Below are 20,981 nucleotides of genomic sequence, written 5' to 3' on the forward strand. Positions count from 1 at the left end.
CCGGGTGGCCGCTCCGCACCGCTCATCATTTTGTTCGCTTTCGTGGCCCAACGCCTCTTTTTTAGCCGCCTGCTGCCCGTTTGGGTCCGCCGCTTCGAGCCTGCATCTACCCTGCTTTTTGTGCTGCGCTGGCTGCTGCTCAGCGTCCTGATTGGGGCGCTAGCCGGCACGGCATCGGCCGGGTTTTTGGTGGCCCTGGATTGGGTGACGCACTGGCGCGAAAGCCACCCATGGGCCCTGGCACTGCTGCCGGCCGCGGGCCTGCTCATCGGCTTAGCGTACCATTACGTTGGCGACCGGGCGGTGCGGGGCAACAACCTGATACTGGACGAAATCCATCGGCCCAACCAGCGCATTCCCCTGCGTATGTTGCCGCTGGTGCTGGGCGGCACGCTGGCCACGCACCTGTTTGGGGGCTCGGCAGGCCGTGAGGGGACGGCCGTGCAGATGGCCGGGACTCTGGCCGACCAGCTCACCCGCTGGTTTGGGCTGCGGCCGCGCGACCGTCGGCTGCTGCTCATCGCGGGCATGAGCGCCGGGTTTGCCTCGGTATTTGGCACGCCGCTGGCCGGGGCCGTTTTCGGGCTGGAAGTATTCCTGCTGGGTTCCATTCGCTACGAGGCCGTGCTGCCGAGTTTCCTGGCCGCCGTCATTGCCGATGCCGTGACGCGGGCCTGGGGCGTGGGCCACACGCCGTATCCTACGCTGGAAGCACTGCCGCTCAGCCCTTTGCTATTCGGCTGCACGCTTTTGGTGGGGGCCTTATGTGGCCTCACGGCGCGCGGGTTTTCTTCGCTCACTCATGCCATCGGTCAGGTATTTGGCCGAATTTCTTACCCGCCGTTGCGACCGGTCGTGGGCGGGGTGCTGGTAGCAGCGCTGCTGTGGGTGCTGGGGCCCAGCCGCTTCGGCGGGCTGGGCGTGCCGGTAATTGTCGAAGCCTTTCAGCGCCCGCTGGCCCCCACCGACTGGGCCTGGAAACTGGCCCTCACGGCCCTCACGCTGGGCTGCGGTTTCAAGGGCGGCGAGGTGACGCCGCTGTTTTTTATTGGGGCAGCGCTGGGCAGTGCGCTGGCCGTGGTGCTGCCGCTGCCGGTGGCTTTGCTGGCGGCCATGGGCTTTGTGGGTGTTTTTGCGGGGGCAGCCAATACGCCCCTGGCCTGCATCCTGATGGGCCTTGAACTGTTTGGCACCCACGGCGCGGTGTATCTGGCGCTGGTTTGCGTGGTGGCATATTTGTTCTCGGGCCACACCGGCATCTACGGGGCGCAGGTGGTGGGCCAAGCCAAGCACCTACGACTGGGACGGCAACAAGGTAGGCCGCTGCGCGAGCTGCCCTAGCTGGGCCTAAAGTAGAATATCAAACGTGAGGGCAGGCATCACGAGCAGCTTCCGGCGCGCAATGCGCATGTCGTCGGCTTGATAATCAGCCACGAATCCATTGGCAAATAATACATTGATACCGGCCCGAAAGTCATTGCTAAAACGCAGGTTCAAGCCCATTCCACCGCCCACGTTAAAGTCCGTCAGCGTGCCTTTCTTGGCATTGGCGCCCAGGTCCCAGTGGTAAAGCGAATAAACGCCGCCAATGCCAACTACGGGTTCCAGGCGCGGATTTTTCAGGGGGATATAATACGTGAGCAAGCCGATGCCGCCGGCGCTAAATTCGTTCTGCCGATGCGAATCAAACACCTGTGTGGCCACCAGCCGACCCCCAAAATGCTGCCCAAAGCGGCCTTCCGCTTGCACGCCCAGCACCTTGGGATTGCCCAAAATGCCCAAGGCAGCCCGGTATTTTGGGTAACTAACGGGCTTTGAGGGCGCTTCCTGCGCCGCCAGGTGGGAAACCACTGAGGAGCACAGGAGGAAGGGCAGCAGTCGGTGCATCATCGTATTGCGAAACTACTGCCTTAAAGCCAACAACCGGCGTTCGGAAAAACTTTTGACTCCAGGCAACCCTTCGCTCCTTTTCCGCATCTGCCGCGCTACCTCACCATCCTTTCTGCGTTGTGCTCACCACTACTCTTACCGAAGCCGACCTCATTGCCGCCTGCGTGCGGGGCGAGCACCGGGCCCAACGCCAGCTCTACGACCAGCTGGCCGGCCTGATGCTCACCGTATGCCGCCGCTACCTCAAGCGCCGCGAAGATGCCGAAGAAGCCCTCATTCTGGGCTTTGCCAAGATGTTCCGGGCCCTGCCCACCTACCGGTTCGAAGGCAGTTTTGAAGGGTGGGTGCGCCGCATCATGGTGAACGAGGCGCTGATGCAGCTGCGCCAGCGCGAGATGATAACGGTGTCGTTTGAAGATTTTGCCCAGCCCGAAAACCTGGCCACCACCGCCGCTACCGCCGACACCCAGCTTCAGGCCGAAGACCTGATGGGCCTGCTGGCCACCCTGCCCACCGGCTACCGCACCGTCTTCAACCTCTACGCCCTGGAAGGCTATGGCCACCAGGAAATTGCCGAGTTGCTGGGCATCAGCGAAGGCACCAGCAAGTCGCAGCTGAGCAAGGCCCGCGCCATGCTCCAGCGCCGCGTGCAGTTTTCCGCCATTACGAACAATTAGCCCTATGCTTCCCGAAGATATCGACGACTTATTCCGCGACAAGCTCGACGGCCACGAAACCCCGCCGGGCGATGCCCTGTGGGCGCGCCTGCAAGCCACGCCCGCACCGGAAGTACCGGAAACGACCGACCAGCGGCTCGACCAGCTTTTCCGCGCCGGCCTGAGCACCCACGCTACCCCGCCCGCCCGCGAGCTATGGGAGCGCCTCGAAGACGAGCACCTGCGCCCCCGCAAGCGCCGGGCGGCAGCCTGGTGGCCCATGGCGCTGGCGGCAGCCGTGGTGCTGTTTTTGTTGGCGGGTGGCGCGGGACTGTGGCTGGGCTTCCCCGGCCGCTCCACCTCCCATGGCACGCTCGCGACTAAAAACCAGTCTGCCACCCAGGCTAGACGGAAAGAGCGACTGCAAGCCCCGGCCACCAGCACCGGCCCAAAAGCTGAGCAAACAACCGTTGCTCCCACAGTAGCTGAGGGGACTATTGCGGTTGCAGGCGCTGGGCATAAGGACGCTCCAAACCGCACGCAACCGCTGGAAATGGCTTCGAGCCCTTCAGTTCAAAAAAATATTTCCTCGCAGGCAACCCGCTCCGCCACCCTCGCATCTACCGCACCAAAGGCCAGGATGTCCGCCCTCGGGCAGTCGCCTCGCCACCCGCTGAGAACCAGCCGGCAGCCGGACGCGGCCACCGATGCGCCCTCACTCGTGGCCCGCACGACGCCCCGCGCCGCTGCTCACCCCGCCCCGCGTACGCTTCCTACTCCCACTTCTACCGCTGCCGACGAGCAGCAGCCTCCCCTCGCCCCAGTGGTGGCCCAGGCTCCCTCTCCTGTTACGGATACGGCCCTGGAAATCGTCCCGGCCAACGCCAGTGAACTGATTACGGTGGACGTGCGCAACGGCGCGGCCCCCGGCAGCCGGCCCGCTCGCCCCGTGGTTTCGGCCCTGGCCGCGGCCGAGGAATCGGCTGGCCGGCGCAGCCTGGGCGGCCGGCTGCTGCAGCAAGCCGGGCACTTGGTGCGGGGCGAGCGCCTCAGCCTAGCCGAAGCCACCGGCTTGCCCGAGAACGTGACCCTACGCGCCACCGTGGCCGGCCGCACCGTCAGCAAATCCATCCGATTGTAATTCATTCCCTTCTTCTTAGAAATCATGCAACGCGCTTTTCTCCCCTTTTTTCTGTTGATGCTGGTGGGTGGGTCGACTGTGGCCCGCGCTACTGCCCTCACGGTGCCCGCTACTGTGAAAGACACCATTGTGGTGCGCCTCCCCAACCGCGCCACCCTCACCCTGACGGTACGCGACGCAGCCCAGCTGCGCCAGATGAAAAACTACCACCTCGACTCGCTTACCTCGCGCCTAGCCAGCTACATTGCCCAAGCCGAAACGGCCGCCAAAACCGCCTCGACCGAGCAGGTGACCATGGAGTTTTACCCCGATAAGGACCAGCCCGGCAAAAACCTGCCCGAGCAGGTTCGCATCACCACCCACAAGAAGGCGGCCAATACCAACCGCGTCGACGTGATGCTGAACAAGGCATTTGGCGTGGAAGTGAGCACCGATGAAAAGGGCGTAAAATCCTACAACACCGCCAATGCCAAAACCCAGGAGCAGCGCCAGGCCCACCGCGACTCCGTCCGCATGAAAGCCCTCGACCGCAAGAGTGTGAGCACGAGTCTGGTGTTGGACCTGGGCCTGAACGCTTTCGTAAACCAGAAGCAGTACTACACCGCCAGCGGCCAACCCGAAGCCGTGGAGCTGCGGCCCGAAGGCTCGCGCTACGTCAACATTGGCTTCATCACCAACGCCCGCCTGTTTGGCAAGCGCAGCCCGGTGAGCTTCTCTATCGGCCCGGAGTTCGCCTTCAACAACTACATGCTGAACGGCAACGACAAGTGGGTGAGCGCCAACGGCCGCACCGATGTGGTGCGCGAAACCGATAGTCGCCGCCAGTTTCAGAAAACCAAGCTGGCCACCTCCAGCATCAACGTGCCCCTGATGCTCCGCCTCCAGCTGCACGACACGCACTACAAGCCCACCTTCATCCTAAGTGCCGGGGGCTTCGCGGGCTACCGCCTCTCGGCCTGGACCAAGCTCAAGTACACGACCGACGGCACGACCTACAAAGACAAGAACCACGACACCTACAACCTGGAAAACTTCCAGTATGGCCTGCAGGGCACCATCGGCTACCGCGGCCTGGAATTCTTTGGGAAGTATAACATGAACAGCCTTTTCAAAACCGGCGCCGGCCCCGACACGCAGGTACTAAGCTTTGGCCTGCGCGTTTTCGGGATTGATTAAAACGGAGTGGCCTTGATAAAAAAGCCCCGGCTCTGGTTTGAGTCGGGGCTTTTGTTTGGATTGGGGGCTTTACAAAAAGGACGGTCATGCAGCGCGCAGCGAAGCAACGCGCGTGGGGTAGTCACTCACTCAATCGTCTGTCATCCTGAGCAGCGCGAAGGACCTTCTCACGTCTGCGCCCGTTAGGAATAATTGCAGCTTGTTCATCGGTGAGCAGGTCCTTCGCTGCGCTCAGGATGACAGACGATTGAGTGACTACCCTACGCGCGTTGCTTCGCTGCGCGCTGCATGACGTTCAAAAATTGCAGGGAAAAGAATCACTGATTTCGAAAAAAATTATCCAGCAAAATCGCCGCCGAGATGGCCACGTTCAGGCTTTCGGCCTGGCCGCCGGCACCGCGCGGGATGTGCAGCCGGCGCGTGAGGGCCGCCGCCACAGCCGGCGTGAGGCCGTGCGATTCGCTGCCCATTACGAGCACACCGGCAGGCTGCAAGTGCAGGCGATGCACATTATCACCTTCCAAATCGGCGCCAAAAATGCCGACGGCGGACGCCAGCGTTGGCAGCCATTCGGCCAGGTCACGCTCCCATACCCGCACGCGGGCAAAGGCGCCCATGCTGGCAGCCACCGTTTTGGGCGCATACGCATCGGCGCAGCCGGGGCTGAGCACCACGCCCGGCAGGCCGTACCAATCGGCCAAACGCAGCAGGGTACCAAGGTTGCCGGGGTCGCGGACTTCGTCGAGGGCGAGCAACAAAGCCGATTCGGGCAGCGTTAGGTGCAGTGGCTGTTCGGCGGGCAGGCGGACCACGGCCAGGGCGGTGGTGTTGGTGGCCAGGGTCCCGAGTTGGGTCAGCTCCGCTTCGGAGGCGACAGTGGTCGGCACCCGGCCCGGCAGCCGGGCATGGTTTTGGGAAGCGAATTCGGCCGTGACCAGCAGGTGTTCGGTTTCCAGGTCAGAACTTAGCAGTTCCAACACACTTTTTCCCCCTTCCACCAGAAACGCGCCGTGGCGTTGCCGGTACTTCTTTTGGTGCAGCGACTGCACGTATTTGCCAAGTGCTTTTGAAACCATTGTTGTCCTCCTATTCTTCAAAGCTACGGCCCGCGCAGCGCCTGGGGCCCCTGTTGGTGCTGCTGGCGGTGGCAGCCTGTTCCCCGTTTAAGCTGTTGCGGCCCGGTCAGCGCCTACTCAGCCGCGTCGAAATCAAGGGCACCAACCAGGCCGACAAAGAACGGCTCACCGCCCTGGCCCAGCAAAAGCCCAATGCCCGCTTTCCGCTGCCCAAGCTGGCCATTTATCAGCTGGGCACCAAGTTCTACGACTCGGTGCGCATTAAAAACAAGCTGCGCGACATTCAGAACACTTTCGCCACCAAGATGAAAGCGGCCGGCACCGATTCGGCGCAGCTGGGCAAGCTGCTGGCCCGGCGCGAGCGCAAGGTGAACCGCAAGCAGCTGGCCCTCGACAAAGGCAACGCCATCATGCGCCTGGGCGAAGCCCCGGTCATCTACGATTCGGCCCTGACCCACCGCTCGGTGGAGCAAATGACTACCTTTCTACGCTCTCAGGGATTTTTCCGGGCCCGGGTATCGGCCACGGACACGGCGCGCTACGAGCGCGGCATCGTGCTTCGGAGCCTCAAAGCCATCGGCTCGGTGTTTCCGGGCAAGCCGGATTCGCTGGATGCCGCGAAGCAGTACCGGCGCGTCACCGTCACCTACCACATCCAGGAAAACAAGCCGTTTCTGTACCGCCTCCAGCCCCCCAGCATTGCCGATTCGGCGGTGGCGGCCGTGGTACGGGCCGGCCAGTCGGCCACGCTGCTGCACGAAAACGACCGTTACAACGAGGAATTGATTGGCCAGGAACGTACCCGTCTGGAAACGCTGCTGAAAAACGCGGGCTATTACGATTTCCGCCAGCAGTACATCACCCTCGAAGCCGATACGAGCTACGAGAAATTCACCGTCCGGCTACGCACCTTCATCGCCAATCCCGCCCCGAATCAGGGCCACCGCGTGTACACGCTGCGGCAGGTCCGCTTCATTACCGATGCCGGCGTGGGCCGCACCCTGCGCAACGCAGCCGGCGACACCCTGCGGCGGGCCGGCACACCCGGTGCCCTGCGCATTCGCCCCAGCCTGGGCGTGCGCACCGACACCATCGAAACTGATTCGGTGCATTTCGCGGCCTACAAGCAGAAATACAGCACCAGCCTACTGGCCCGCAAAGTGCTGGTCCGCCCCGGCCAACGCTACAGCCTCGACCGCACCATGCAGACCCAACGGCTGCTGGCCAACCTGGACATGTTCCGCTTCAATACCGTGAACTACCGGAAGGTGCCCGACCCGCCCACGGCCGACAGCACCGGCTTAAAGCCCAGCACGGGCGAATTGGTGGCCGTCATCAACGCCTCGCCGGCACCCAAATTTGGCGAAACCAGCGAAGCCGGCGTCACCTACGTGGCTTACAAGCCTGGCCCCTTTCTCAACCTACGCCTTAAAACCCGTAACCCCTTCGGCGGAGCCGAAGTGCTGGAGGTAGGCATTCGGGCGGGCCTGGAAGGCCAGTTGGCGCGGGTGGCCCAGGCCGATGGCACCAACGCCAACCAGCCTGTGTATACCGTGCAGCTAGGGGCGACGGCGGCGCTGGTGCTGCCGCAGTTTTTGGTTCCTTTCCGTGCCAACCACTTTTTGACGCGCTACAATCCCAAAACCCGGTTTTCGCTGTCCGAAACCTACGTGGACCGGCCCGAATACACGCGCTCCAACTTTGAATTCGCCTACGACTACATCTGGCAGCGCTCAGTGTTTCACCAGTACGTTTTCTCACCGGTCGTCATCACCCTGGTAAATACACCTTTTGAAAGTGATTCCTTTAAGGCGCGGCTCCGAAAACTGCAATACACGGAGGGCTCGTCGCTGTACCGCTCTTTCAGCAAACAGATTGAGCCCAGCTTTAGCTTCACGTCGCTCTACAACTCCAACGATTTCAACGAAACGCGCGACGCCCGCTACCTGCGGCTGTTTGCCGAAATCGGCGGCCTCACGCGGGGCCTCTACAAAGATTGGCTGAAGGAAAACACGGGCCTGAATGTGTTCAATTTCGCCCGCATCAGCGCCGACTACCGCCGCTATTACCGCCTCTCGCCCCAAACCTATTTCGTCTGGCGTCTCAACGGCGGGGCCGTGCACGCCCTCTCGCGCACGTTCGATTCGGACTTGCAGCGGGATGTGTATACCGTGCCCTACGACAAGTCATTCTTTGCCGGGGGCTCTACCAGCCTGCGGGCGTGGCAGCCGCGCCGGCTCGGCCCCGGCGGCTACACCTCGTTTTTGAGCAACGGCGCCCGCGACTACATCACCGAGCAGCCCGGCGAACTGCTGCTGGAAGGAAGCGCCGAGTACCGCTTCCCCATCTACAGCTTCATCAAGGGGGCCTTTTTCACGGATTTTGGCAACGTATGGGGCTTGCAGGAGCGCAAGGACGAGGACCCCAAGTCGCCGACCTATGGCGACTACCTGCGGGCTGGTGCCCAGTTTCAGTTCAATCAGTTCTACAAGCAGATTGCAGTAGGCACTGGTTTTGGGGTCCGCTTCGACTTTACTTTTCTTATCCTGCGGCTCGACCTCGCTACCAAAGTATACGACCCAACTGCACCCGCAGCTCAGCGCTGGGCCTTGCGCTACTTCAACACCACGGCCAACCCGATTTCCTTCAATCTGGGCATCGGGTATCCTTTTTAAAGGTACCGAAACCGTCATGCTGAGCGAAGCATAGCGTAGCCGAAGCATCTCTACCGCTTCGTTGCATCAATTGGATTACTACTGCACGCAAGATGCTTCGACAAGCGCAGCAGGACGGTCAACATATTTTTAAATTGTCACTCAGCCACAACCCCGCTAATATTCCAGCAGCTCCTTTAGGGCCGCTGAAACTTTCGCGGCGCTCGGCAGCATCTGGCGCTCCAGCTCCACGTTGAGGGCAATGGCAGGCAAATTAGCGGCACCAAGGGTGAACACCGGCGCATCCAGCGCTTGGAAGCAATGCCGCTGAATGCGCCCGGCCAGGCTTTCGGCGAAGCTGTTGAGCAAGGGTTCTTCTGTTAGAACCAATACCTTGCCGTGGCGGCGGGTGGCGGCCGTCACGGCATCAAAATCGAGCGGATTGAGTGTGCGCAGGTCCAGGATTTCGATTTGGCCGGCAAAGTCGCGGCTAGCAGCTTTGGCCCAGTGCACGCCCATGCCATACGTCACGACAAGGGCCGTTTCGCCTTGGCGCAGCTTATCGGCATCGGCGGCTTGCGCAATGGCGGCCTGGCCCAGCGGGATAACATAACCAGCGGCCGGCTCCACGGTTTTGGCGTCTTCGGTGCCTGACACTTTGCTCCAATACAGGCCTTTGTGTTCGAGCATGACCACCGGGTTGGGGTCCAGAAAGGCGGCGCGCATCAGGCCCTTCATGTCGGCCGCGTTGCTCGGATACACCACTTTAATGCCCCGAATGGTAAGCAGCGTGCTTTCGATGGAGCCCGAATGGTAGGGCCCGCCCCCGCCGTACGCCCCAATCGGCACGCGAATGAGTGCCGGAACCGGAAACTTGCCCATGGTGAGGTAGCAGGATTTCGACAGTTCCTCCACCAGCTGGTTCAGCGCCGGCCAGATGTAGTCGGCAAACTGAATTTCGACAATGGGCCGGGCGCCCACAGCCACCATGCCGGCGGTGCTGCCCACGATGTAGGCCTCCTGAATGGGCGTATTGAACACGCGCGCATCGCCGTACTTTTTGGCCAGCAGCGCGGCCTCGCGGAACACGCCGCCTAACTCACCGCCCACGTCCTGCCCGTAGAACAAGGCCTCCGGGAATTCCCGCAGAATGTCGTCCACGGCATGCAGCGCGGCGTCCACCATCAGGGCTTTTTCCCCGTCGGCGGGGCTGCGCTCCCCGGCTTCGGCCGTCACGGCAGCCGGGGCAAATTCGTGGTCGGCGAAGGTGGCCGGGTCGGGGTTGGGAGCGGCCAGAGCCTCGGCCCAATCGGCACGCACCGTGGCGCTGGCTTCGGCTTGCAGGTCGTTCAATTCGGCTTCGTCGAAACCGTTCGTCAGCAAGGCAGCGTGCAGGCGTGGCAAGGGGTCTTGGGTCTGGTGGGCCGCCAGGTCGTTGCGGTACCATTCGCGCCGCACGCCGCTGGTGTGGTGGCCCAGCAGCGGGCACTTGGCATGAATCAGCACCGGCCCGCGCCGCGCCCGCACGTGGGCCACGGCCTCGCCCACCGTTTGGTAAGAAGCCGCGAAATCGGTGCCATCGACCTGCACGCGGCGCAAGCCGGGGAAGCCGGCCGCAAATTCGTAAGCATTCATGGCCCGCATCTCGCGCCCCGTGGCCGAAATGCCCCAGTCGTTGTCCTGTACCAAATACACGATGGGCAGCTGGTGCAGAATGGCCATTTGCAGCGCCTCGCTCACCTCGCCTTCGGTCATGGCGCCATCGCCAATGGAGCAGAGCACCACCGGGTTGGCCGCTTCCGGATTTTCGCCGTCGGTGGCGCCCCGGCGCAGTTTTTCGCTCTTAATGGTTTCCAAATACTTGATGGCGTGGGCCATGCCCGTGGCCGGAATGGCCTGCATGCCCGTGGCCGAGCTTTGGTGCGGAATAACCGGGCTGCCCGGCCGCCGCAGCGACGGGTGCGAGTAGTACGTCCGGCCGCCGCTGAAAGGGTCGTCGGCCTTGGCCAGCAGCTGCAGCATCAGCTCGTAGGGCCGCAAGCCCATGCCCAGCAGCATGGCATCGTCGCGGTAATACGGGGCGGCGTAATCGGTTTCGGTGAGGTGAAACGCGGCGGCCAGCTGAATAGCCTCGTGGCCCCGGGCGGTGGCGTGCACGTAGCGGGCCGCAATGGCTTTCTCCTCTTCGTAGAGGCCGGCCATGGCAGCCGCGGTGTGCATCAGCCGGTAGGCCCGGCGCAGCAAATCCTTGTCGACCACGGCCGTAGGCACGGCCGCCGGGGCCGTAAAGGCAGCGGCGGCGGCGGCAGCCGCGCTGGCTACGCGGGTATTAAAAAAGTCGGTGGTGTCGGGCGCAGCAGTGGCGGCAAAGTCGGACATTGGAGCAAGGGCGGGTGAGGCTGCAAAAGTACGCCCTGCGCCCTCGTCTGTATCTTTGCCCCACCAACCGGTGGCTGCTGAAGCGCGAGCAACGGGAACCCAATCGCTGCCAGTTACCTGCAAACCGCCCCCTACCCTTCATGCCCTCTCCCACCACCCGCCCCGAAATTGAAACCTGGCTGGCTGATTTTCAGCTCCGCCTCTGCCAGCAGCTCCAAACCGCCGACGCCGGCCCGACCACTTTCCACACCGATGCCTGGCAGCGCGAAGGCGGCGGCGGAGGCCGCTCGAAGGTGCTGGAGCATGGGCGCATTCTGGAAAAAGGAGGCGTGGGCTTCTCGGCGGTCTGGGGCTCGATGAGCGAGGCCGCCGCCCGCCAGCTGCACATGCCCGACCCGCATTTTTACGCCACGGGGGTGAGCGTGGTGCTGCACCCGCGCAGCCCACGGGTGCCCATTATTCACATGAACGTGCGGTATTTTGAGGCCGGCAACGGCGAAGCATGGTTTGGCGGCGGCATCGACCTGACCCCAATTTACGTGGACAAAGCCCAGGCGCGGCGCTTTCACGAGCGCCTGCATGAAGTGTGCACCCGCCATAATCCGGCGTACTACCCCAAATTCACCCGCTGGGCCGACGACTACTTCTACCTACCCCATCGCCAGGAAACGCGCGGGGTGGGCGGCATTTTCTACGACCGGCTGACCGTAGGCCCGGACGGCAGCGCCGAAGAATTATTTGCCTTCATGCGCGACGTAGCCGAGCTGTTCGGCCCCTTCTACACCGAGCTAATGGCCGAAAACCACGCCCTGCCCTTCACCGAGCGCGAAGAAGCCTGGCAGATGCAGCGCCGCGCTCGCTACGCCGAGTTCAACCTCGCATTTGACCGCGGTACCCGCTTCGGCCTGGAAACTGGGGGCCGTACCGAATCCATTCTCATGAGCCTGCCCCCCCGCACCGGTTGGGCCTACAACCCTGCGCCGCCCGCGCCCGGCACCCCGGAAGCGCAAACGCAGGCCTGGCTCCGCAAGGGTATCGACTGGCTGGCCGATGCTTGAGGCCATCCAACACCTTGACCGACGGCTGCTGCTGGCCATCAACCAGGCCTACTCTCCCGGCCTGGATGCCGTGATGGTATTTGCCTCCAACCGCAACGTCTGGTTTCCGGCTTATGCGCTGCTTATCGGCTGGCTGATTTACGTTTTTCGACGGCGGGCCTGGCTGCTGCTGCCTTTGGTAATAGCCGCCGTGGCCCTGGCCGACAGCATTACGAGCCGCTTGTTCAAACCCTTTTTTGGGCGGCTGCGGCCCTGCCACGACGCCCTGCTGGCCCCGCAGCTGCACCTGCCCGATGGCTGCGGCGGGCAGTTCGGCTTCCTTTCCTCGCACGCGGCCAACTCCGTGGCGCTAGCCATTTTTTTGGCCCTGGTGCTACCGGCAGGCCGGTTTCGGGCGCTGAAAATCGGGGCTTTTGCGTGGGCATTGCTGTTATCCTACAGCCGCATGTATCTTGGCGCTCATTACCCGGCCGATGTGCTTGGGGGCGCTTGCATTGGCCTGCTGCTGGGCTGGGGCGCCGCCGCCGCCTACCGGTACCTGGCCCCGCGCTGGTGGCCGGCTTCAGCTTAGAGAACTGCTCCCATGAAACCACAGGCCCGTCGCTTTCTCTTTCTGCTTTCCAGCACCCGGCGCCTAGGCAACAGCGAACAGCTGGCGTACTGCGCGGCCCACGGGCTGCCCCCCACCATCGAGCAGCATTGGGTGCACTTGCAGGACTACCCGCTGCCTCATTTCGTCGACATGCGCCACAACGGGGCCTATCCGGCGCCTACCGGCAACGTTCAGCTGCTGCTGGATGCCACCTTGGCCGCCACAGACATTGTGCTTATTGCTCCGCTCTACATGTTCAGCCTGCCGGTGCACGCCAAGCATTACCTCGACTATTGGAGCGCCTGGCTGCGCATCCCCGCGCTCAATTTCCGGGAGCAAATGCAGGCCAAAACCCTGTGGGCCGTGGTCGTGAGCAGCGGCTCACGCGCCGAAACCCAGCCCCTGGAGGCCACGCTGCTGCTCACCGCGCAGTTCATGCACATGCAATGGGGCGGCTTGCTGCACGGCATCGGCTCCCGCCCCAACGACATTCAACTCGATACGCTCGCTTTGCGGGAGGCCAAAACTTTTTTCCTTGCGCCCAAGGCCACGAGCCTTGCCGCAGCCTTGCCGCTTCCGGGCGAAGCGCAGGCGGCCCGGCTGCCATAGCAACCGGGCCGCCTGCTGGCCGGCGCCTATTTCCTAGCCTTGCGGTTGCCGGTGTGCCCGTCGCCTTTGTCACCCTGGCCCGGCTTGCTGGTCTTTTTGGAATTGTGCTTGTCGTCCTGCGACAGCGACTTGTTCAGGTCGACCGCCTGCTCAATCTGACCGTCGGCATCGCGCCGGATGAAGCGTTTATCACCGGGGTTTGGCGTAATCAATTCGCGCTTTGACATGGTAAAGAGAAGTTGCGTGGAAGGATTTACTTCGTACGCAACCCACGCGCCCAAGTTGTCAGGCTGCCTTTCCCAGCAGCTTAGCCACGTATTTGCCCACAATATCAAATTCCAGATTTACCGTTTCGCCGGCCCGCAGCTGCTGGAAGCTGGTGTGTTCGTAGGTGTACGGGATAATGGCCACCGTGAAGCCTCCGTCGGTGCTGTCGAAACACGTCAGGCTGGTACCATTCACGCAGATGGAGCCTTTCTCGACCGTGAGGCGGCCGGGGCCCGGCGCATGCCCGAACCGAAACAGCCAGGAGCCCTGCTGGTCTTCCACGCTCAGGCAGGTAGCCGTGGCGTCGACGTGGCCCTGCACGATGTGGCCGTCGAAGCGGCCGTTGGCGGCCAGGCAGCGCTCTAGGTTGACGTGGCGGCCGGGCTGCCACTGGTTCAGGTTCGTGACGCGCAAAGTTTCGTCGATGGCTGTCACGACGTGAGTGCCGGCCGCTTCATCCACAGCTACCACCGTCAGGCACACGCCGTCGTGGGCTACGCTTTGGTCTATTTTAAGCTCGGCGGCAAACGGCGATGCCACCGTAAAATGGCGGTTGCTGCCTTCATTGTTGACGGCGATGATGGTACCCAGGGCTTCGATAATTCCAGTAAACATGGACCGCGACTTGTGCAGAGTAAGGGATTTCGTGGATGAAGCATCCACGAGTACAAAGAACGGCACCCCGTAACCAAGGTGCCGTTCCGTATCCAAAACAGTTTGCAAGGCCGAATGATTATTTCTCGGCTTTTTCCAGGGCTTTCCAATCCAGCTCGCCATTATCGCGGCGGCGCAGAAAGTAGCTTTGGTCGTCGTCCTTGTTCTTGCCAAAGGTAAGGTCGGCGCGGCACGACAGACATTTAACCGACGTGTACTTGTATTTACCTTGCGCTACGCGGCTGGTCAGGTCCAGATTATCGGAGCCGCAAAGTCCACATGCAGCCACATCGGGGAAGCTGAGCCGGTCGTATTCGGCCACGGTTTCGTGGAAGTTGTTGCCCTGCACCGTGAAGTGAAACTGGCGGCGCCCGATGCGCTTGGTAATCATCATCTGCAACATTTAATCTGCAATAAAACGGGGTGAATTGATGCTTTAAAATTACAAAATATCCATCTCAAAAACAAGAGGATATGCAGGTAAAATCCACAAAAGAAGGCCACTATCCGGCGGCCTTCTTTTGTGGTAAAAGCAGGGGCTATTGCTGCACAAATTTCACCGTGCGGCGAGTGGTTCCGGCGCTTACTTCACAGGTATAAACCCCTTTGGCCAGCCGTCCCAATTTCAGCGCGGCCTGGGCGCTGCTGGCAGGCAACTGCTGCTGGGCCACCACTGCCCCGCGCGCATCGAGCACCCGCACGCGCAGGGCCTGGCCCCGCAGGCTGGCGGGCAAAGTGAGGGTGAGCGGGCCGTCGCCGGTCGGGTTGGGAAACAAGCCCAGGGACTCGTCGGCCGCCGCGCTGCTCGTGCTCAGCGGCGCGTTGGGATGCAGTGCGTTATAGGCCGTCACGAAATTGGGGATGCCGTAGCCCAGAATGTTGTCGGGCGCATTGGCCTGCGAAGCGGTACTGCGCAGGGCCTGAATCACCTGCTGAGCCGTAAGCGTGGGGTTGGCTTGCCAGAACCCGGCCACCATGCCCGCCAGTATTGGGCAGGCATACGACGTGCCGCTGCCCCGAAACGCGGCCCCGTTGGGCGCCAGCACCGCCGACGCCAGCCCCATTGCCGCAAGCGTGGGCTTGATGCGCCCGTCGGCCGTGGGGCCGTAGGAGCTGAAGTAGGCATGCCCACCCAGCGAATCGACGGCTCCCACCGAAATGATGGAGTCGGCATCGGCCGGGGCAGAAATGTAGTGCCAGGGGTCGTCGCCTTCGTTGCCGGCGGCGCTCACCACCACCATGCCCACCCGGGCTGCTACGGTAGCAGCCCGCGAGCTGATGGCGGTGCGCCCGTTCATATCGGCGTAGGTGTAGGAAACAGAGGGAGCATCGAAGGTGGTGTAGCCCAGCGAAGAACTGATAACGTCGACCCCGGCCGAGTCGGCGTATTCGGCGGCGGCCAGCCAGTTGGCTTCCTCAATGGGATGCTCCGAGGCAATGTCTTCGGTGATGCACAGGTGGAAGCTGGCCTTGGGCGCGGTGCCAATAAAAAAGCCCGCCGTATTGGCCCCAATGGCCGATAAACAGTTGGTACCGTGGCTGTGCCGCGTGTAGACGTTGGTGCCGCCGTCCACAAAATTGCGGGTTCCGAGCATGCGTTGCTCCTGGAAGACGGGCTGCATGGCCGCAATCTGGTTTACTCCCGGAAAGCCGGCATCGAACACCGCAATCTGCATGCCTTCGCCCCGAAAACCAGCGTCGTGCATGGCCGTGGCCCCGATTTGCACGTCCTGGCGGTAGGCCGGCCCGTACTGCGCCCGGGTGGCCAACGTGCCCCGGGCGGCAATGGCAGGCACCTGAACCGGCGCCTTGGTCGCCCCCGCCGCTTTAAAAGCCCGATTGAGCGTGGTGGCGCTACGTATCGGAGACAGCGCCAAAATCCGCCCCAGCGTGGCCGAATCGCAGGAAACCACGGCCGCGTTGAACCAGCGCGACGTGTAAAGCACCTGCGGGCTGCCGCTTACGCCCCGCACCAGGGCCACATACGCCGGATTCACGGGCAGGTCGCGCGGCAATACCGAAATGCCCTGCCGGGTGCGGCGGGCCACCGCCCGCGCCGACAGAAAAGCTTGGGGCTGGGCCACCGAAAACGGGGTACCGGCCTTGTCGCGGAAGTACACCAAATGGCGCCGCACCGTGCCCTGCGCGGCGGCCGGCTTGGCAGCCACCACCGTCAGCACCGAACCAATCAGGGCCAGAAACAGCCATTTTGTTGTAGAAGGCAGCATAGAAAACGGCATCAACGGAATGGTGAACAAGCAGGCAGTTGCTTACTTCACACTGTATTCAATCAGGGATTCGCGCCGGGTAACGGCCTTGAAATACGAGCCTTTCACGTACACGACATTGCCGTTGCCGAGATTAGTATAATAAAAATTCTCAAAGTAATCGCGCCGCCGGTAAACCGGTCCAATGCCTTTGGCAAACACCTGCTGGTAGTTCCGCTGCTTGAGCAAACTGTTTTCCACGGCCGTACCGGTGTTGGCGGTGACGAGCGTAGTTGGGTAATTTTTGGCGGCTATTCCGGCCGTGGCGGCAGTCGTAAAGGGCTGGCCTACGCGGCTGTACTGGCGGGTTTCGGCCGTGATGGTGTCGTTGGTGTTGTTGTTGTAGGCGTTAAAATTCCACGAGCGTCCGTCTTTCACCGGAAATATCAGTTCCACGGTCGGGGTGTTGCTGCGGTTCACCACTACCGCCTGGTCGGAAGTGCGCACCGTGAACACGCTGTCGTCGCGGTAGTCGGTGGCAGGTGCTACCAACTTGGACCGCACCATCTTATACACCGGCTGCCCGGCGGCATCAGCGTACGTGCCGGTAATGGTTTCCTTGACTTTATACGAGGTGGGACTTGGCACGCTGGCCACCCCCTGCGACGCAGAACTCCAAACGGTATCCGTCACGGCATACACCCAGTAGTTGCCCACGCTCACCGGATAATAATTCACACCGGCTTCCGGCACTGCTTCGGTGGTGTCTTTGCAACCGGCCAAGCCCAGGCCAATGGCCAGCAACGTGGCGCCCACCCTCCGGGCCGAAACTTCCTTCTTCAGACGTGATAACAGGTGGTGCATGTGACGAGAGCGGACGGAGAAATAGAGTAGAAGTAAATGCAGCTTTTGAAGCAAAGCGCTGGAGAAGTTAAAAGTCGAGCGTTAAAAGGTAAAAATCAGACGGGCTGCGGATTTAACTTTTAACGCTCCACTTTCAGCTTCCGCAAAAAGTGTGCGGAAATCGGCACTGGCCTAATGAGAAGCTTCGGCAGCAGCCAGCGGCAGGGCCACTTCGCCAATGACGTGGCGCTCAATCCAGCCGCCGCCCAGCACATCGTTGCCGTCGTAGAACACGGCGGCCTGGCCGGGCGTGATGGCGTGCACGGGCTCCTCGAAATAGACGCGGATTTTGCCGTCCACTTCCTCCAGAAAAGCCGGGGCGCCGTCGTGGTTGTAGCGCACTTTCACCACAGCCGGCACCAGACCGCGGCCGGCCAGGCTGGCCTCCTTGCCCATGTTGAGCTTGCCCACCACGGTGGCGGTGCTGGCCAGCTCGTCGTAGTTGCCGAGCACCACCTCGTTGGTATCGGGCCGAATTTCGAGCACGAAGGCCGGGTAGCCCAGCGCCACGCCCAGCCCCTTGCGCTGCCCGATGGTGTAGAACGGGTAGCCCTCGTGCTTGCCGATGACGCGCCCGTTTTTGGTCACGAAGTTGCCGCCGGCCACGCGCGCCTCCAGGCCCGGCACGCGGCGGCGCAGGAAGCCCCGGTAATCGTTGTCGGGGATAAAGCAGATTTCGTAGCTCTCGGGCTTGTTCACCAGCTCGGTGAAGCCGCGCCGGCGGGCCTCGTCATAAATCTCGGTTTTGCGCATGCCGCCCAGCGGGAACAACGTGCGGCTCAGGCTTTCCTGGCTCACGCCCCACAGGGCATAGCTTTGGTCTTTGTTTTCGTCGAGGCCTTTGCTGACCACAAAGCGGCCGGTTTCGGCATCTTTTCGAATGTTGGCGTAGTGGCCGGTGGCAATGTATTGGCAGCCGAGCTGGTCGGCACGGCGCAGCAGGGCGTCCCACTTGATGTGGGTGTTGCAGAGCACACAGGGGTTGGGTGTGCGGCCCGCGAGGTATTCGTCGGTGAAGTTGTCGATGACAAAATCGCCGAATTCGTCGCGAATGTCGATGATGTAGTGCGGGAAGCCGAGCGTCACGGCAATGTCGCGGGCGTCGTTGATGCTGTCGAGCGAGCAGCAGCCGGTTTCTTTTTTCGACCCGCCCGCGCTGGCGTAATCCCAGGTTTTCATGGTCATCCCGACCACTTCGTAGCCTTGCTCGTGCAGCAGCACGGCGGCCACGCTGCTGTCAATTCCGCCGCTCATGGCGACGAGGACTCTCCCTTTTACTTCGGTATTCATAGTGGATTGCAATTCACCCGGAGCTTGAAAGGTTCCGGCCGGCAACTGCAAAGGTAGGGGGTATGGAAAAGGTTTGTCATCCTGAGCGCAGCGAAGGACCTCATCACGCATAAACGATGAGTCCTGACGGGAGAAGGTCCTTCGCTGCGCTCAGGATGACAAACGATTCCTAAATTTACTTCCCCCGCCCTTCCACAATGATTTTCAGCGTATAGAGCAGCACCCGAAAATCCATGGCCAGGCTCATGTTTTCGATGTAGAGGATGTCGAATTTGAGCCGTTCGACCATTTGGGCTACCGTTTCGGCGTAGCCGTATTTTACCTGGCCCAGCGAGGTGAGGCCGGGCCGCACGCGGTGCAGGTGGCGGTAGTGGGGCGCAATTTTTATTATTTGGTCGATAAAAAACTGACGCTCTGGGCGGGGCCCCACAATGCTCATGTCGCCTTTCAAAACGTTCCAGAACTGGGGCAGCTCGTCGAGGCGCACTTTGCGCATGAAGCGGCCCCACTTCGTGATGCGCGGGTCGTGGTCGGAGCTCAGGGCCGGGCCCATTTTTTCGGCGTCAATAAACATCGACCGGAACTTAATGATGCGGAACGGCAGGCCGTGGCGGCCAATTCGCTCCTGCTGGTAGAACACCGGACCGGGCGAGGACAGCTTCACCATGACGGCCGTGAACGCATACACCCAGCTGGCCAGCACCAAAAACAAGGCCGAGCCCACCACGTCAATCACCCGCTTGAGCACCACTTGCCAAATGGGCAGCAGGTCCTGCTTGATTTCGATGAGCGGCGTGCCAAACAGGTGGTTCACCTTCACGGAGCCCAGCAGCATCTGGTACAAGTCGGGCAGGATGCTGACGCGGGCCGGGGTGCCCTCCAGCAGGGTGAGAATGTCCTGAATGAGCAGGTGCTCGCTCGGCTCGATGGCAATGACAATCTGCTCGATTTTGAGGGCCCGTACCAGGGCCGGCAGGCGCTTGTAGGAGCCGCGCGCGGGGAGCTCGGCGGCCAGGTCGGGGTCAACGGTATCGCCCACGGGGGCGAACCCAACCAGGCGCAAACCCAGGTGGCGCCCGGTGCGCGCCAGTTCATGAAACGTGCTTAAGGCCAATGCATTGGAGCCCACCAGCAAGGTCGGGAAAAAGATATTCCCCCGGTACACCTGGCGCTGCACGCTGCTCACGGCAATGGTGCGCAGCACGGCCGTAATGAGAAAATGGAGCAGGTAGTACGCGGCGAAGGTTTTGTAGTAGGCCCGGTAGTTCACCACGCCTTCGTCGTCGAGCAGCAGCGTGAAGAAGATAACAACCGCGCCCAGCACCGAAATCTGGGCCAGGCGGAGGATTTCGCCCAGGCGCGACTTGCGGTAAATGTCCCGGTATTCACCAATCAGGGCGTAGAGCACCGTCCAGAACGAGGCAATCATCACGGCCGAGCCGGACAGGTAGAAAAGCTGGCCTTCGATGAATTTATAGCCCGTCAGCTCATTCAGCAAGTATTTGCGGACCAGAAAGAAGCACATCCAGGCCACAAGCGCCGCGCCAAAGTCGGCGGCCACGAGCTTAATGTACTGAAAGCGGCGAATGAGCGGCAAAACGTGGGGTTCGGTAGTATTTTAGCGGCTGGTCGGCAAAAACCGCGCCGGGCAAAGGTAGGCGCTGAAGCCCGTTGTCGGGCTTATCGGGAACTACTGCGCCAAGTGTTGCCTGCCACTACGCGACTTTTGTTTTCTGATTTTAACGCTCCCTTCGTTATCACACCTTTCTCACCGCTTCAGGACACGTATCGCCACCAGGGGCAGCGGCGCGCGTTGGCGCGCGAGCTGCGCCGCCGCGGCATCCACGACGAGCGGGTGCTAACGGCCCTGGCGTCCGTGCCGCGCCACCTGTTTTTTGAGCCGGCTTTTGAGGCCCACGCCTACCAGGACAAGGCGTTTCCCATTGGCGAAGGCCAGACCATTTCGCAGCCCTACACGGTGGCTTTTCAGACCCAGCTGCTGAACGTGCAGCCCACCGACCGCGTGCTGGAGGTGGGCACTGGCTCCGGCTACCAGTGCGCGGTGCTGCTGCAGCTCACCCCGCACGTCGACAGCATCGAGTTCAACGCAGTGCTGTTTGCCCGCACGCGCCAGTTCCTGGCGGCGCTGGGCGCGGGGGGTGCGGCGCTGCATTGCGGCGATGGCTCGGTGGGCCTGCCGGCCAAGGCGCCGTTCGATGGCATTTTGGTGACGGCCGGGGCGCCCGGCCTGCCGCCGGCCCTGTTGCGGCAGCTGCGGGTGGGTGGCCGGCTGGTGATTCCGGTGGGCGATAACCTAACCCAGCGCATGGTGCGCGTGACGCGCGAAGGGCCGGAATCTTTCATCCGCGAAGAGTTTGAGGAGTTTCGCTTCGTGCCGCTGCTGGGGGCCAGCGGCTGGCGGCAATAGC

General features: G+C 62.1%; 19 protein-coding genes. 9 read left to right on the forward strand and 10 right to left on the reverse strand.

Annotated features, from left to right (window positions below; genetic code table 11):
* The first annotated feature begins 42 nt into the window (after positions 1-42).
* The gene (locus tag JKL48_RS17740; protein ID WP_317191964.1) at positions 43-1,341 is read left to right on the forward strand and encodes a chloride channel protein; all 1,299 of its coding nucleotides are present in this window, start codon (positions 43-45) and stop codon (positions 1,339-1,341) included.
* Positions 1,342-1,347: 6 nt separating this feature from the next.
* On the opposite strand, the gene JKL48_RS17745 is transcribed toward JKL48_RS17740, so the two are convergent.
* Positions 1,348-1,890, reverse strand: coding sequence for a hypothetical protein (locus JKL48_RS17745; RefSeq protein WP_201985475.1), 543 nt, complete (start codon positions 1,888-1,890; stop codon positions 1,348-1,350).
* 119 nt (positions 1,891-2,009) lie between these two features.
* Between JKL48_RS17745 and JKL48_RS17750 the strand changes: the two genes are divergently transcribed.
* The 3 genes from JKL48_RS17750 to JKL48_RS17760 are packed head-to-tail and all read left to right on the forward strand — an operon-like array spanning position 2,010 to position 4,863.
* Positions 2,010-2,567, forward strand: coding sequence for an RNA polymerase sigma factor (locus tag JKL48_RS17750; protein WP_317191966.1), 558 nt, complete (start codon positions 2,010-2,012; stop codon positions 2,565-2,567).
* A gap of 4 nt (positions 2,568-2,571) precedes the next feature.
* Positions 2,572-3,687 carry a hypothetical protein gene (locus JKL48_RS17755; protein WP_201985477.1) on the forward strand — a complete coding sequence of 372 codons (1,116 nt, stop codon included), beginning with the start codon at positions 2,572-2,574 and terminating at the stop codon, positions 3,685-3,687.
* 24 nt (positions 3,688-3,711) lie between these two features.
* Positions 3,712-4,863, forward strand: coding sequence for a porin family protein (locus JKL48_RS17760; protein ID WP_201985479.1), 1,152 nt, complete (start codon positions 3,712-3,714; stop codon positions 4,861-4,863).
* 317 nt (positions 4,864-5,180) lie between these two features.
* Here JKL48_RS17760 and JKL48_RS17765 read toward each other — a convergent pair whose 3' ends face one another.
* The gene (locus tag JKL48_RS17765; protein WP_201985481.1) at positions 5,181-5,939 is read right to left on the reverse strand and encodes an RNA methyltransferase; all 759 of its coding nucleotides are present in this window, start codon (positions 5,937-5,939) and stop codon (positions 5,181-5,183) included.
* 2 nt (positions 5,940-5,941) lie between these two features.
* Here JKL48_RS17765 and tamL point away from each other — a divergent pair, with 2 nt between their 5' ends.
* Complete coding sequence (tamL, locus tag JKL48_RS17770; protein WP_201985489.1) at positions 5,942-8,614, forward strand: translocation and assembly module lipoprotein TamL; 2,673 nt, start codon at positions 5,942-5,944, stop codon at positions 8,612-8,614.
* Between the two features lie 156 nt (positions 8,615-8,770).
* On the opposite strand, the gene JKL48_RS17775 is transcribed toward tamL, so the two are convergent.
* Positions 8,771-10,813, reverse strand: a complete 2,043-nt coding sequence (locus JKL48_RS17775; protein ID WP_394368864.1) for an alpha-ketoacid dehydrogenase subunit alpha/beta — start codon at positions 10,811-10,813, stop codon at positions 8,771-8,773.
* Positions 10,814-11,112: 299 nt separating this feature from the next.
* On the opposite strand from JKL48_RS17775, the gene hemF reads away from it, so the two are divergent.
* From hemF to JKL48_RS17790, 3 genes are read left to right on the forward strand one after another with little or no spacing between them, the layout of a single operon-like run.
* Entirely contained in the window at positions 11,113-12,030 is a 918-nt protein-coding gene (gene hemF, locus JKL48_RS17780) for an oxygen-dependent coproporphyrinogen oxidase (protein ID WP_201985494.1), read from the forward strand.
* Positions 12,023-12,601: a phosphatase PAP2 family protein gene (locus JKL48_RS17785; protein ID WP_201985497.1), complete on the forward strand. Its 579-nt coding sequence runs from the start codon at positions 12,023-12,025 to the stop codon at positions 12,599-12,601. The genes hemF and JKL48_RS17785 overlap by 8 nt, the downstream gene beginning before the upstream one ends.
* 12 nt (positions 12,602-12,613) lie before the next feature.
* Entirely contained in the window at positions 12,614-13,231 is a 618-nt protein-coding gene (locus tag JKL48_RS17790; RefSeq protein WP_201985505.1) for a flavodoxin family protein, read from the forward strand.
* 26 nt (positions 13,232-13,257) lie between these two features.
* Here JKL48_RS17790 and JKL48_RS17795 read toward each other — a convergent pair whose 3' ends face one another.
* The 7 genes from JKL48_RS17795 to JKL48_RS17825 form a co-directional block, all read right to left on the reverse strand.
* A complete protein-coding gene (locus JKL48_RS17795; RefSeq protein WP_201985507.1) occupies positions 13,258-13,458 on the reverse strand; it encodes a hypothetical protein in 201 nt (66 codons plus the stop codon).
* Positions 13,459-13,516: 58 nt separating this feature from the next.
* Positions 13,517-14,113 (reverse strand): riboflavin synthase, encoded by a 597-nt coding sequence (locus tag JKL48_RS17800; RefSeq protein WP_201985509.1) that lies wholly within the window; start codon positions 14,111-14,113, stop codon positions 13,517-13,519.
* 118 nt (positions 14,114-14,231) lie between these two features.
* Positions 14,232-14,546, reverse strand: coding sequence for a hypothetical protein (locus tag JKL48_RS17805; protein WP_201985511.1), 315 nt, complete (start codon positions 14,544-14,546; stop codon positions 14,232-14,234).
* Positions 14,547-14,691: 145 nt separating this feature from the next.
* Positions 14,692-16,380 (reverse strand): S8 family serine peptidase, encoded by a 1,689-nt coding sequence (locus tag JKL48_RS17810; protein WP_201985518.1) that lies wholly within the window; start codon positions 16,378-16,380, stop codon positions 14,692-14,694.
* A 42-nt stretch (positions 16,381-16,422) separates the two neighbouring features.
* Entirely contained in the window at positions 16,423-17,223 is an 801-nt protein-coding gene (locus JKL48_RS17815) for a hypothetical protein (protein WP_201985520.1), read from the reverse strand.
* Positions 17,224-17,394: 171 nt separating this feature from the next.
* Positions 17,395-18,552 carry a tRNA 2-thiouridine(34) synthase MnmA gene (gene mnmA, locus JKL48_RS17820; RefSeq protein ID WP_201985524.1) on the reverse strand — a complete coding sequence of 386 codons (1,158 nt, stop codon included), beginning with the start codon at positions 18,550-18,552 and terminating at the stop codon, positions 17,395-17,397.
* Positions 18,553-18,727: 175 nt separating this feature from the next.
* Positions 18,728-20,149 (reverse strand): sugar transferase, encoded by a 1,422-nt coding sequence (locus tag JKL48_RS17825; protein ID WP_236668886.1) that lies wholly within the window; start codon positions 20,147-20,149, stop codon positions 18,728-18,730.
* Between the two features lie 129 nt (positions 20,150-20,278).
* Here JKL48_RS17825 and JKL48_RS17830 point away from each other — a divergent pair, with 129 nt between their 5' ends.
* On the forward strand, positions 20,279-20,980 hold the full coding sequence (locus JKL48_RS17830; RefSeq protein ID WP_236668887.1) for a protein-L-isoaspartate(D-aspartate) O-methyltransferase: 702 nt from the start codon (positions 20,279-20,281) through the stop codon (positions 20,978-20,980).
* Position 20,981 lies beyond the last annotated feature (1 nt).

Origin of the sequence: Hymenobacter rubidus, from assembly GCF_016734815.1 — a bacterium.
Classification (GTDB): Bacteria; Bacteroidota; Bacteroidia; order Cytophagales; family Hymenobacteraceae; genus Hymenobacter; species Hymenobacter rubidus.

Excerpts from the sequence above, each read along its gene's own strand:
- JKL48_RS17745 (WP_201985475.1), bottom strand. The coding sequence starts at position 1,890 with ATGATGCACCGACTGCTGCCCTTCCTCCTGTGCTCCTCAGTGGTTTCC.
- JKL48_RS17755 (WP_201985477.1), top strand. The coding sequence starts at position 2,572 with ATGCTTCCCGAAGATATCGACGACTTATTCCGCGACAAGCTCGACGGC.
- JKL48_RS17760 (WP_201985479.1), top strand. The coding sequence starts at position 3,712 with ATGCAACGCGCTTTTCTCCCCTTTTTTCTGTTGATGCTGGTGGGTGGG.
- JKL48_RS17765 (WP_201985481.1), bottom strand. The coding sequence starts at position 5,939 with ATGGTTTCAAAAGCACTTGGCAAATACGTGCAGTCGCTGCACCAAAAG.
- JKL48_RS17775 (WP_394368864.1), bottom strand. The coding sequence starts at position 10,813 with ATGCACACCGCGGCTGCCATGGCCGGCCTCTACGAAGAGGAGAAAGCC.
- hemF (WP_201985494.1), top strand. The coding sequence starts at position 11,113 with ATGCCCTCTCCCACCACCCGCCCCGAAATTGAAACCTGGCTGGCTGAT.
- JKL48_RS17785 (WP_201985497.1), top strand. The coding sequence starts at position 12,023 with ATGCTTGAGGCCATCCAACACCTTGACCGACGGCTGCTGCTGGCCATC.
- JKL48_RS17790 (WP_201985505.1), top strand. The coding sequence starts at position 12,614 with ATGAAACCACAGGCCCGTCGCTTTCTCTTTCTGCTTTCCAGCACCCGG.
- JKL48_RS17795 (WP_201985507.1), bottom strand. The coding sequence starts at position 13,458 with ATGTCAAAGCGCGAATTGATTACGCCAAACCCCGGTGATAAACGCTTC.
- JKL48_RS17800 (WP_201985509.1), bottom strand. The coding sequence starts at position 14,113 with ATGTTTACTGGAATTATCGAAGCCCTGGGTACCATCATCGCCGTCAAC.
- JKL48_RS17805 (WP_201985511.1), bottom strand. The coding sequence starts at position 14,546 with ATGATGATTACCAAGCGCATCGGGCGCCGCCAGTTTCACTTCACGGTG.
- JKL48_RS17810 (WP_201985518.1), bottom strand. The coding sequence starts at position 16,380 with ATGCTGCCTTCTACAACAAAATGGCTGTTTCTGGCCCTGATTGGTTCG.
- JKL48_RS17815 (WP_201985520.1), bottom strand. The coding sequence starts at position 17,223 with ATGCACCACCTGTTATCACGTCTGAAGAAGGAAGTTTCGGCCCGGAGG.
- mnmA (WP_201985524.1), bottom strand. The coding sequence starts at position 18,552 with ATGAATACCGAAGTAAAAGGGAGAGTCCTCGTCGCCATGAGCGGCGGA.